Annotated in this window: 10 protein-coding genes; 4 read left to right on the top strand and 6 right to left on the bottom strand. The window is 63.6% G+C overall.

Going from position 1 to position 12,490, the window contains the following annotated elements:
• Nucleotides 1–44: 44 nt before the first annotated feature.
• Nucleotides 45–1,109: a peptide chain release factor 1 gene (gene prfA, locus Q8R81_RS07720; RefSeq protein WP_305616841.1), complete on the bottom strand. Its 1,065-nt coding sequence runs from the start codon at nt 1,107–1,109 to the stop codon at nt 45–47.
• A gap of 118 nt (nt 1,110–1,227) precedes the next feature.
• A complete protein-coding gene (gene hisS / locus Q8R81_RS07715; protein WP_305616840.1) occupies nt 1,228–2,469 on the bottom strand; it encodes a histidine--tRNA ligase in 1,242 nt (413 codons plus the stop codon).
• Between the two features lie 99 nt (nt 2,470–2,568).
• Between hisS and Q8R81_RS07710 the strand changes: the two genes are divergently transcribed.
• A complete protein-coding gene (locus Q8R81_RS07710) occupies nt 2,569–4,521 on the top strand; it encodes a M61 family metallopeptidase (RefSeq protein ID WP_305616839.1) in 1,953 nt (650 codons plus the stop codon).
• Nucleotides 4,522–4,636: 115 nt separating this feature from the next.
• A complete protein-coding gene (ppa, locus tag Q8R81_RS07705; RefSeq protein WP_305616838.1) occupies nt 4,637–5,173 on the top strand; it encodes an inorganic diphosphatase in 537 nt (178 codons plus the stop codon).
• Between the two features lie 202 nt (nt 5,174–5,375).
• Here the strand turns inward: ppa and Q8R81_RS07700 are convergent, their stop codons facing one another.
• Together Q8R81_RS07700 and Q8R81_RS07695 are read right to left on the bottom strand one after the other, a co-directional pair.
• A complete protein-coding gene (locus Q8R81_RS07700; RefSeq protein ID WP_305616837.1) occupies nt 5,376–6,722 on the bottom strand; it encodes a TldD/PmbA family protein in 1,347 nt (448 codons plus the stop codon).
• Between the two features lie 82 nt (nt 6,723–6,804).
• On the bottom strand, nt 6,805–7,194 hold the full coding sequence (locus Q8R81_RS07695; protein ID WP_305616836.1) for a hypothetical protein: 390 nt from the start codon (nt 7,192–7,194) through the stop codon (nt 6,805–6,807).
• Between the two features lie 230 nt (nt 7,195–7,424).
• Between Q8R81_RS07695 and lptB the strand changes: the two genes are divergently transcribed.
• Nucleotides 7,425–8,201, top strand: coding sequence for an LPS export ABC transporter ATP-binding protein (gene lptB, locus Q8R81_RS07690; protein ID WP_305616835.1), 777 nt, complete (start codon nt 7,425–7,427; stop codon nt 8,199–8,201).
• Between the two features lie 26 nt (nt 8,202–8,227).
• A complete protein-coding gene (gene rpoN / locus Q8R81_RS07685; RefSeq protein WP_305616834.1) occupies nt 8,228–9,721 on the top strand; it encodes an RNA polymerase factor sigma-54 in 1,494 nt (497 codons plus the stop codon).
• 11 nt (nt 9,722–9,732) lie between these two features.
• On the opposite strand, the gene Q8R81_RS07680 is transcribed toward rpoN, so the two are convergent.
• Complete coding sequence (locus Q8R81_RS07680; RefSeq protein WP_305616833.1) at nt 9,733–10,587, bottom strand: phosphodiesterase; 855 nt, start codon at nt 10,585–10,587, stop codon at nt 9,733–9,735.
• Between the two features lie 18 nt (nt 10,588–10,605).
• The gene (locus Q8R81_RS07675) at nt 10,606–12,489 is read right to left on the bottom strand and encodes a cytochrome c3 family protein (RefSeq protein WP_305616832.1); all 1,884 of its coding nucleotides are present in this window, start codon (nt 12,487–12,489) and stop codon (nt 10,606–10,608) included.
• Nucleotide 12,490: the final 1 nt, after the last annotated feature.

Below are 12,490 nucleotides of genomic sequence, written 5' to 3'. Positions count from 1 at the left end.
GGTCCCCGCCTTCGCGGGGACGCCGTGGCGTTTGGATTGATGGGCTACCCATCCAGCGCGGCCAGCCGCTTGGACTGGTCTTCGGCGATCAGCGCGTCGATCAGTTCGGCAAGGCCGGTGCCTTCCAGCACTTCGGGCAGGCGGTGGAGCGTGAGGTTGATGCGGTGGTCGGTCACGCGGCCTTGCGGGAAGTTGTAGGTGCGGATGCGTTCGGAACGGTCGCCCGATCCGACCATCGCCTTGCGCGCCTCGGCCTCTTCACCTTGCGCGGCATCGCGCTGTGCCTCGAACAGGCGCGCGCGCAGCACTTGCATCGCCTTGTCCTTGTTCTTGTGCTGGCTGCGGCCGTCCTGGCAGGTGACGACGGTGCCGGTGGGCAAGTGGGTGATGCGCACCGCCGAATCGGTGGTGTTCACATGCTGCCCGCCCGCGCCGCTGGCGCGATAGACGTCGATCTTCAGATCCTTGTCCTCGATGCGAATGTCCACTTCGTCAGGCTCGGGCAGAACAGCGACGGTGGCGGCAGAGGTGTGGATGCGCCCGCCGGATTCTGTGACGGGCACGCGCTGCACGCGGTGAACGCCGCTTTCGAACTTTAGCTTGGCGAACACGCCGTTGCCCGCGACGTTGGCGACGATTTCCTTGTAGCCACCGATGTCGTTGGCGTTGACCGAGACGACTTCAACCCGCCAGCCCTGCTCTGCCGCATACTTTTCGTACATGCGGAACAGGTCGGCGGCGAAAAGCGCGGCTTCATCGCCCCCGGTGCCTGCGCGGATTTCCAGCATGGCCGGGCGCACGTCTGCCGAATCGCGTGGCAGCATCGCGATGGCGAGGCGGAGTTCGGCGTCGGGCAGCGCGGCGTGGATGCGGCTGAGTTCTTCATCCGCCAGTTCGCGCATGTCCGGGTCGTCAAGCGTGGCGAGGCTGACCAGTTCCTCGCGCATCGCCGCGATTTCCTGCGCGATGCGCGCAACGGGTTCGAGTTCGGCATAGTCGCGGCTGGCGGCGATGAAGTCTGCGCCTTCGAGCGTGCCCGACGCAAGCCGCGCTTCGAGTTCGGCGAAGCGGTGCGTGAGGTGGCCGAGGCGGGTGTCGGATACGCTCATGCGCTGCCCCCACACTTCGTCATCCCGGGCTTGACCCGGGATCCCGCTTGGTCGTTACCCGTCGCGAGAAGAAAAGCGGGACCCCGGGTCAAGCCCGGGGTGACGGGGGTTGAGTTGGTCACTTAAAGTCTGCAGCGATTGCTTCGAGTTGCTCCCGAAGCGATGAAGACGCAGTCTCTTCGACAAGCCTTCTGGCTGCTGGCTGACCATCTCGAATAGCAAGTGCAAGGATGGCGCTAGCGCCCATTTTCACAGCCTTATCAAAACGCTTGCGCAGCGATCCTGACGCTAAAAGCTCAGCGGAAAATCCTTCGCGGCGCAGCCTAGAGACTTGTGCAATACCCCTTGAAAGCAGCGTGTCATCTTCCACGACCACGATCACATCAGCCTTGGGCTCACCTCTATCTCCAACCAACATCGCCAACCGCTCAATCCCCGCTGCCCAGCCGACCGCAGGCGTCGCCGCGCCGCCAAGCGCTTCCATCAACCCGTCATAGCGGCCACCGCCCAGCACGGTGCCCTGTGCGCCCAGACGGTCGGTGACGAATTCGAAGGCCGTGTGGCGGTAGTAGTCCAGCCCGCGCACCAGCGACTGTGAGCGATCATACTTGACCCCGGCGGCATCCAGCCCGCTCTTCACTTTGGCGAAGAAGTCCTGTGCTTCATCGCTCAGGAAATCGTCGATCTTGGGCGCGTCGGCCATAAACACCTTGTCGCGCGGGTCTTTGCTGTCGAGGATGCGCAAGGGGTTACGTTCCAGACGGTCCTGCGAATCTTCCGAAAGATCGCCCTTCACGGCGCGGAAATAGTCGATCAATGCGGTGCGCCATGCTTCGCGGCTGGCGCCATCGCCCAGCGTGTTCAGTTGCAGCGTCACGCCGTCCTGAATGCCCAGTTCCTTGAGCAACTGGTCGGCCATCACCAGCAGTTCGACGTCGGCCTGCGGTTCGCCCGCGCCGATCACTTCGGCATCGATCTGGTGGAACTGGCGGTAGCGGCCCTTTTGCGGGCGTTCATAGCGGAACAGCGGGCCGTGGGTGGCGACTTTCAGCGGCGCGTACTGCTGCCAGCCGTCGGTGAGGTAGGCGCGCGCGATGCCGGCAGTGAATTCGGGGCGCAGGGTCAGCGATTCCCCGCCGCGATCCTCGAAGCTGTACATTTCCTTGGAGACAACATCGGTCGTCTCGCCCAGCGAGCGGCTGAACACGGCGGTCTTTTCGAACACCGGCATTTCGATGCGGCGGAAGCGGTAGAGCTTGCGAACGCGCTCGAACGTTTCGACGACGAAGGCGAAGGCTTCGGCATCGGGGCCGAAGATGTCCTGGGTGCCGCGGATTGCTTGTGGGGTCTGGGTGCTCATGCCGCGCGATTAGCCGGAAAGCGCGCAAACGGAAAGTCTTGCAAAAAAGGCGCTTGCCGATGGTTGCGATTGTGACCGCATCGCGCCATGAACTGCCCCATGCTGAAGAAACTCGCGGTCGCCCCGCTCCTCCTCGCCCTTTCCGTCTCGCAACAAGCGCTTGCTGCCAACTCCGCGCCGATGGCCGTGCCGATCACGCAGACCGTGCCCGATGCGCAGGACGTGGCCTATCCCGGCACGATGACGCTGGATATTGATGCGTCTGACACGATGCGCCGCGCCTATCGCGTGACGCAGGTGATCCCGGTGGCATCGGGCGCCAAAGAGCTGATCCTGCTGTTCCCGCAATGGCTGCCCGGCAACCACGGCCCGCGCGGTCCGCTGTCCGAGCTGGTGGGCGTGCAGTTCTTTGTCGATGGCAAGCCGGTGGAGTGGAAGCGGGACCGCGTAGAGGTATATGCCTTCCACGTAATGCTGCCCGCTGGCGCAAAGGCGGTGACCGCCAAGTTCGTCCACACCTCGCCGCTCGCCTCTGCCGAGGGGCGTGTGACGATGACGCCCGAAATGCTGAACCTGCAGTGGGAGAAGATGAGCCTTTATCCGGCGGGTCATTACGTGCGGCAGATCAAGGTGAAGCCCAGCGTAACCCTGCCGCAGGGCTGGACCGCTGCGACCGCGCTGGACGGTATGAGCCTGAACGGAAACCGCGCGACGTGGGCCGAGACGGATTACGAGACGCTGGTCGATTCGCCGATCTTTGCGGGGCGCTATTTCAAGAAGTGGGATCTGGGCCAGAAGGTCACGCTCAATGTCGTGGCGGACAAGCCCGAGCAGCTTGAGGCCAAGCCCGAACACATCGCCGCGCATTCGGCGCTGGTGGACGAGGCGAAGCTGGCGTTTGGGGCAAACCACTTCGACCACTACGAATTCCTGCTCGCGCTTTCGGACAAGATCGGCGGGATCGGGCTGGAGCACCACCGGTCGAGCGAGAACCAGTTGGAGCCGGAAGCCTTTACCGCGTGGGACAAGCAGGAGTGGGACCGCAACCTGCTGCCGCACGAATATGCGCATTCGTGGTCGGGCAAGTTCCGCCGCCCGGCGCGGCTGTGGACGCCCGATTATCGCCAGCCGATGCAGGGCGATCTGCTGTGGACCTATGAAGGGCAGGACCAGTTCTGGGGGGCCGTGCTGGCCGCGCGGTCGGGATTGCAGGGCAAGGACATCGTGCTGGGCATGCTGGCGGGCTGGGCCGGTGGTTACACGCAGCAGCCGGGGCGGGAATGGCGTTCGGTCGAGGACACCGGGTTCGATCCGGTCTTCGCATCGCGCAAGCCCAAGCCCTATCCTTCACTCGCCCGCAACGAGGACTATTACACCGAAGGCGCGCTGGTGTGGCTGGAGATTGACCAGATCCTGCGCGAAGGCACCGGCGGCAAGAAATCCATCGACGATTTCGCCAAGGCGTTTTTCGGCATGAATCCGGGTGATTATGGCCAGATCCCGTTCGAGGTGGACGAGATCGTGACCAAGCTGAACGCGCTTTACCCCTATGACTGGGCCAAGCTGATCGACACCCGCATCAACCAGCCGGGCCAGCCCGCGCCGCTGAACGGGATCGCCAAGGGCGGCTACAAGCTGGTGTGGAAGGAAGAGCCGAACCCCTTCACCAAGGCGGCAATGGAGTTTGGCAAGGGGCTGAGCCTTGGCAATTCCATCGGCATCTCGCTGGACAAGGACGGCAAGGTCACCGGAACGCGGTGGGACAGCCCCGCCTTCAACGCCGGGATCGTGACGGGCGCCCAAGTGATGGCGGTGAACGGCGTGACGTATAGTGCGGACGACCTGAAGAAGGCCATCACTGCGGCCAAGGGGGAAAAGGGCACGCCGCTCGACCTGCTGGTCAAGCGCGGCGACCGGTTCGACACCATCCGCATCGATTACAAGGACGGCTTGCGCTACCCGTGGCTGGAGCGCGTGGCCCCTGGCAAGGCACCAACCGGGCTGGACCTGCTGCTTGAACCCAAGCGGCCCGTTACAGCCGCGAAGAAATGACTCGAAATGGTCCTCGCGCCAGTGCGGGGACCATTTCGCCATAAGTCTTGTTGCGGCGCACAAGCCGCTTCGCTAGGGCCTGCGCATTCTCTCCACCCAACGAACAGGGGCAAAGATGCGCATCGACATGATTCCCACCGGTGATAATCCGCCGGAAAGCCTGAACGTGGTCATCGAAGTTCCCATCGGCGGTGAGCCGGTGAAGTATGAGTTCGACAAGGCTTCAGGCGCATTGTTCGTGGACCGCATCCTGCACACGCCGATGCGCTATCCGGCGAACTACGGCTTTGTCCCGCACACGCTTTCGCCCGATGGCGATCCGCTGGATGCGCTGGTCATCGCGCGTTCGCCGTTCCTGGCAGGCTCGGTCGTCCGCGCTCGCCCGATTGCGGTGCTGAACCTTGAAGACGAGCATGGCGGCGATGAAAAGCTGGTCTGCGTGCCGGTCGATTCGACCTTCCCGTACTATTCGGACGTGAAGGAACGCGAAGATCTGCCCGAGATCGTGATGCAGCAGATCGAACACTTCTTCACGCACTACAAGGACCTGGAAAAGGACAAGTGGGTGCGCGTGGGCACGTGGGGCGGCGCAGAAGACGCCCGCCAGATCACGCTGGAAGCCATTGAGCGCGCCAAGAACGCCAAGGGCTGAGCGGTTTCGCCAGAGTTGAAAAGGGGGCGCGGGTACAGCTGAACCCGCGCCCCCTTTTTTGCGTTTGCGGCTTTGCCCACCCCGCTGCGACTAACCTCGCCTTCGGCTCGCTAAGTCTCGCGGCCCTCCCGCCTGCGGGAGGGCAAAGGCAGGACTGCTTCCCCCCTCCCGCAAGCGGGAGGGGTTGGGGGTGGGCTTTCGCTCAATCCCCCGCAATGCTCATCCCGTCCACCCGCAGCGTGGGCGAATCGATGCCGCGATAGATTTCAAGGTCGTTTGCAGGCGTCAGCGCGGCGAACATTTCGATCAGGTGGCCCGCTACGGTAAACTCGGCAATCGGCCCGGCCAGTTCTCCATTCACGATGCGGAAGCCCGAAGCGCCCCGGCTGTAATCGCCGGTTACGCTGTTGACGCCGTGCCCAATCAGTTCGGTCACATAAACGCCATCGGCAATGTCAGCCATCAGTTCGGCCGGGGTCAGGCTGCCTGGTTGCAGGACCACATTGCTGGAGGTGACATGCGGCGCACCCGATGATCCGCGCGAAGCGTGGCCGGTGGGCATGGCGTCCAGTTGGCGCGCGGCGGCGGCATCCATCAGCCAGCCGGTGATGTGTCCTGCGTCGACGAGTTTGCGCGGGCCGGTAGGCAGGCCTTCGCCATCGAACGGTCGCGAGCGCATGCCGCGCTGGACGAGCGGATTGTCCGTAATGGTGATCGCCGAATCGAACAGCTTCTGGCCATCGCGATCAAGCAGAAAGCTGGCCCGGCGCGCAATGGACGCGCCCGACATTGCGCCGATCAGGTGGCCGACAAGTGAGTTGGCGACACGTGGATCGAACACCACCGGCATTGGCCCGCTTTTGACCCGCCCCGGATTGAGGCGGCGCACGGCACGTTCACCCGCCTCGCGTCCGATCACATCGGGGCTGGGCAGATCGGCGGCATGGCGGGTGCTGCGCCACGAATAGTCGCGCTGCATCGTGCTGCCTTCGCCCGCAACGACGCTGGCCGAAACGCTGTGGCTGGAGGCGGCATACGCCCCGGAAAAGCCGTGGCTGGTGGCCAGCGCGAACAGCCCGCGCCCGGCGCTGGCCCCGCCGCCTTCACTGTTGGTCACGCCCGGAATGGCGCGCGCGGCATCCTCTGCCTCCTCGGCAAGGCGGCGCAGTTCTGCCGGGCTGCGTTCGGTGGCATCGTCCAGATCAAGGTCAAGCGCTTCGCCGCGCAGCAACAGCTCTTCGGCCGCAAGCCCTGCAAACTTGTCCGCCGGAGCGAGCCGCGCCATTGCCACTGCCCGGCTGGCGAGTTCATCCAGCGCAGCATCGCCAAGGTCGGTCGATCCGATCGAGGCCGATGCGCCGCCGACAAACACGCGCAGGCCCACGCTTTCGGATTCAGAGCGTTCCACATCTTCCAGCGCACCCAGCCGGACCGACACCGATTCGGAAGCGCTGCCAACATAGACCGCATCGCCCGCCTCTGCGCCTGCGCGGCGCGCGCGCTGGATCAGCGCTTCGCAGCGTTCGCGGGCATCGGCGAGTGAAAGCATGGATTGACCTTTCGCAACAGCAAGGTCGCGCGGTCTAGAACAGGGACGGCCTGCTAGCAATCATGGGTGGAACAAGCCTGCGTCAGAAAAGCATCGATAGCCCGCGATAGACCCCGGTAATCACCAGCGGCAGGATCGCGGCGAGTAGCCACACGCGGATCTGATCGCGCCGGAATGCGGCCTTATAGGCCATGTTGTGCGCCTGTTCATCGGTCAGCGCTTCCCAGCGGCGTTCAAACTGGCGGAACAACGGGATGATCGCGGCGACGAGCACCACCAGCACGAACAGCGGCAGGATCGACGCGCTCGTCCCCTGAATTTCGTGCATGGTTACGAAGATTTGCAGGCCGGTATAGACCAGCAGGCCATAGGCGACATTGTCGCTCATCTTCTTGCGCCAATCTACCTTGGCCGACGAGGCGGCCTGTACTGATGCGACCTGTGCACTTTGCGAGTTTAAGGCCTTGTTCATGGCTCTTTGCCTCTGTTGTCCTGCTCCGTATCGAATAAATCATGCACAGACGCGCCCTGCAAGGCCTATTGCAATTCAAGTGTCCTTCACCGGGATTTAATGTGGACGCGTTACACCGGCCTAGACACCGGCATGCATAAATCCTGCCAAACTTGCAGCGCGGGGTTTGAACTGCGGGGCCGACCCGCTAATGGTTGCACCCCAAGCTGTTGAAACTGCCGAGCTGATTGATGACCACGATCGAAGAAACCGCAGCCCCTGCCAACGCGGCCCCCCCGATTCCGCAGGGCGGGCTGGAGGTCGTGTCCATCGCCAAAAGCTATGACAAGCGGGCGGTCCTGACCGATATTTCGCTGTCGGTGGGCAAAGGCGAAGTGCTGGGCCTGCTTGGCCCCAACGGCGCGGGCAAGACCACGTGCTTCTATTCGATCATGGGACTTGTCCGCCCGGATTCGGGGCGCATCCTGCTCGATGGCGTGGATATTACCAAGCTGCCGATGTACCGCCGCGCGATCCTGGGTCTCGGCTATCTGCCACAGGAAACCTCGATTTTCCGGGGGATGACGGTCGAGCAGAACATCTCCACCGTGCTCGAACTGATCGAACCGGACAAGGCCACGCGTGAGGCGGAGCTGGAGCGGCTGCTTGACGAATTCGGCCTGACCCGGCTGCGCGCCAGCCCGGCGATGGCGCTTTCAGGCGGCGAACGCCGCCGCTGCGAGATTGCCCGCGCGCTTGCCGCACGGCCTTCGATCATCCTGCTCGACGAACCTTTTGCAGGCATCGATCCGCTATCGATCAACGATATCCGCCATCTGGTGAAAGACCTGTCGGAGCGCGGGATCGGTGTGCTTATCACCGATCATAACGTGCGCGAAACGCTGGACATCGTGGACCGCGCCTGCATCATTTATGGCGGGCAGGTGCTGTTTGCCGGCAGCCCCGAGGCGCTGGTGGCCGATGCCAACGTGCGGCGCCTCTACCTTGGCGAGGGCTTTACGCTGTAATGCAGGTCTCGGGGGGGATCTAGATTATGGCTTTGGGGCCAAGGCTGGATATCCGGCAAACCCAGTCGCTGGTGATGACGCCGCAGTTGCAGCAGGCGATCAAGCTTCTGGCGCTGTCCAACCTTGAGGTTGAGACGTTCATAGGTGAGGCGCTGGACGCCAATCCGCTGCTGGATGTGGGCGATTCCGCGCCGGTCGAAATCGGGGAAGGCATCCCTGAGGAATTGCGCCGCACGCATCTGGAATCCTCGCCGGTGGATCAGCTCGTGTCCGAAGGGCGCGTGGCAGAGGACCGACCGCTTGATATCGACGCGTCGGCGCTCGACCGGGACCGCGATACCGGGGACGGTGCGCGGCTTGAACTGTCTTCTGCACGCGAAAGCACCGGCAGTGGCGGCGAAGGGCCGGATATCGATGAACACGGCCATTTTGACCTAACGCTCGCCGAACACCTCCACGGCCAGATCGGTGCGGCCACGTCTGACCAGCAACTGCTGTTCGTGGCGCGGTGGCTGATCGACCAGTTGGACGAGACCGGATATTTGCGCATCAGCCTTGGCGAAGTGGCCGACGCGCTGGGGCTTTCCGCCGTGGTGGTGGAACGCGCGCTGGGGCTGGTGCAATCGCTTGATCCGACGGGCATCGGCGCACGCAATCTGGCCGAATGCATTGCGCTGCAGGCCAAGGAAGCGGACCGATACGACCCGTGCATGGCGCGGCTGATCGCCAATCTGGAACTGGTGGCGCGCGGGGAAATCGCGCGGCTGAAGCGGTTGTGCCAGGTGGATGACGAAGACTTTGCCGACATGCTGGCCGAACTGCGCAGCTATGATCCGCGCCCCGGCCTGCGCTTTGGCGGGGGCGCGGCGGAATCGGTGGTGCCCGATATCCTGATCCGCAGCACCGCAGGCGGTGGCTGGGACATTGCGATCAATCAGGCCACGCTGCCGCGCCTGATCGTCAACCGCAGCTATTACGTAGAAATGCGCGGGGCCTGCGTGGGCAAGGAGGCCAAGGCGTGGTTGGGCGAGAAGCTGGCCGATGCCAACTGGTTGCTGAAGGCGCTGGACCAGCGGCAGAAGACCATCCTGAAAGTGGCAGCGGAAATCGTGAAGCAGCAGGACGGTTTTTTCCGCCACGGCGTGGCCCATCTGCGCCCGCTGACGCTGCGGCAAGTGGCCGAGGCTATCGAGATGCACGAATCGACCGTCAGCCGCGTGACTTCAAACAAGTATCTGCACTGCAATCGCGGCACGTTTGAACTGAAGTATTTCTTCACCTCTGGCGTCGGCTCATCCGATGGCGAGGGTGCTTCGGCAGAGGCGGTGAAAGCGGCGATCCGCACGCTGATCGATGCAGAAGATCCCAAGGCAATCCTTTCTGACGATGCGCTGGTCGATCTGCTGAAGGCCAAGGGCTTCGATCTCGCCCGGCGCACGGTGGCGAAGTATCGAGAGGCGATCGGGCTTGGCAGTTCGGTGCAGCGGCGGCGGCAGAAGGCGCTGGCCGGGGTGCGTTAGAGGAGCGTGCGTTAAAACGCGCCGGGACGCTCGGATAGCATTTCGCGCACCATGTCGGTCAAGTTGGCATCAAACTTTGCCAGCACCTGATGATCCTCTGCCGTGTCCCAGTGGGTCACCAGTTCGCGCCCGTTGAACCAGTGCAGCGCATAGCCCGGGGGATCGGCGACGATCAGGTTGCGCTCGTCCGGCTGGTCCGGGTCAATGGGCCGCAGATCGAGCGCCACTTGCGGCGCGGTGGACGGGCAGGTGGCGACAATCGTGCCTTCCCACGCGGTAGCGATGGCGCGGTGGATGTGGCCACAAACCAGCCCTACGATATTGCTCCGCCCGCGTACGCAGGCACCAAGCCGTTCGACCCACGGTTCAGCCGGATCGGTGTTCATCCACGGGATACCCGCTTCGAACGGCGGGTGATGCAGCACGATCAGGTTGCGCGCATCGGGCGCAGCATCAAGCTGTGCGTTCAGCCATGCAGCGCGCGCGTCGCAGAAGGCTCCGCCATGGCGGCCTTCTTCCAGGGTATCGAGCACGATCAGCCGCAGCGGCCCTGCTTCGACCACATATTGCAGGAAGCCACCATCGAACACCGCCTCGGGAAAGACTTCAGCGAAGGTTGAGCGGGCATCGTGGTTGCCCAGCGCATAGTGGACCGGAAACGGCAGTTCCGAAAATGCTTCGCGCAGGCGTTCGTAGCTTTCCCTGTCACCCCGGTCGATCAGGTCTCCGGTGGCGACAAGCATGTCCGGCCGAGGCTGCATCGCCGCAAGTTCATCCAGCACGCGATCAAGCCGTTGCCGGTTGAATTCACCGGGGGAATCGGGTTCGAATCCCAGGTGAATATCGGTGACCTGCGCTATCAGCATCGTCCCCCCGGGTGCCTCCTAGTGCAGTTTCACGGGGAAGCGCGGACGCTCCGCAATCGCCACCGTTTGCCCCGCTGCCTTCTTGCGATCATTCTTCGGCACCCACGGAGCGCCTGCATCCATGTGATAGGAGTGACACATTGCGCAGGAAGAATCGACCGGGTCTTTCACGGATACGGATGCAAGCTTCGCGCCCTCTCCGCCAACGTGGCAGGTACGGCAGCCGCCCTTGCCATCGATACCGGGGACCAGCAGATCGGTCGCCTTGTTCGATGTAGCGGCACCGGTGTGGCATTCCGCGCAATCGGCTTGCACGTGGGCCTTGTGATCGAACCAGCCCTTGCGGAAATAGCGATCGTTCTGGGCCACCGGCTGAATCGCAAAGCCCGCCGTCTGTGTCGTTCCACCGCGCGTGACGACGTGGCAATCGTTGCACATGCCGCCCTTCGAGAAGACCTGATTGATCGCCTGATCCGCCCCGCCCGGATAGAACCGCACTGCCCGCGCATAATCTGCCGCGGTTGAGCGCAGGGCCGCATCGCCCGGCACGCGCCGCGCCATGCCCGAAAGGTTGGCCGGGCGCGCAGGCGCGGTGCCGCGATAGAACGCGCGCAGATCGGCCACGACCATCGCCGGTTCGCCGTGGCGCAGCGTGCGGGTGGTGCCGCCGATCTGATCAAAGCTTAGCGAATGGCACGACTGGCAGGATTCCTCCATCTTCACCGGCTGGAACCGCGTGCCGCTGGAATCCGTCGCGTGGCAATCGGCGCATTGCAGCGCGTCTTTGCCAGTGAACTGGCCGGGCATGCGACGCACCATCTGGGCGATGCCATTGGTTTTGGACAGGTGCTGGCCGTGGGTGAATTTCAGGCCGTTGTCCTCTTGCAGATCCGCGCTCCACGCCACGCGCTTCAACAACGGCTTGTCCCCGTCCATGCCACTGATGATCATGGGCCTGAACTGGGGGTGGGCCGTTCCGAAATCGGCGGCATCAGCGATCTTGGTGTCTGGCAAGCGCCCCTTCATCCCGTTATGGCAATCCGCGCAGAACTGCTGTTGCGTGGCAGGCATAGCACCGGCACCTTCATGCTCGGTGTGACAATCGACACAGCGCCCTGCCGGACGGTTGAAAGCCCCTGCCACCGCGCGCTGCATCGCCGCCATGCCGGTCGGCTCCCCGCGCGATTGCACCAGCCGCGCCTTGTCCGAAATGTGGTCGTGCGCGTCCTTGGTGTGGCAGGTGAGGCATGCCTTGTCGGTCACCGCGACAAAGGCCTGCGTGTGACAGGCCTGGCAATCATCATTCAGCGCCTTGTGCGACACACTCAAGGGGCCAGACGTCCACGTCTCATCAGCGTGAAAGCCATCGGCCCGGCGCGCATCGGCCTGCATCGCCAGCGGTTTTGCCGACATATAACTGTAAAGCGGCAGGGCAAGAAACGCGAACAGCACCAGCAGCGAGAAGCCCCATGCCGAAAGCCGCTTTCCCGGCAACAGCCCTTTGAGCGAATAGGCCGCGCCAATATCGCGGTCCTCGGCGGAATCCGACACGGCCTCCACGCGGCGCACGGTGAGCACTGGCGTTGCGCCATCCTCATCCTGCGACACGGCGATGCGGTGGCCACCAAACGCCAGTTCACCGCCAACGGCAGGATCAACCTCGGCCTGCCGTGTGCTGCGTCCGTTTACTTCAAACGGCTGCTCGGTAGTGGCGGTAACGGTCAACAGACCGTCTGCACCCAACGCGATGCGCGCGTGGACCGGGTTCACTGCAAGGTCGGGCAAATGGATCGCGCAGGCCGAATCTCGGCCAACGGTCATCTCGCGCATGCCGTAGTTGGAGGAGCGGACAATCTCCTCACCGCTGGATTTGAGCGCGATCTGGCGGACAACAAAGCTCATC

Origin of the sequence: Novosphingobium sp. (assembly GCF_030696665.1) — a bacterium.
Taxonomy (GTDB): Bacteria; Pseudomonadota; Alphaproteobacteria; order Sphingomonadales; family Sphingomonadaceae; genus Novosphingobium.
This window is presented reverse-complemented; position numbering and strand designations above follow the sequence as displayed.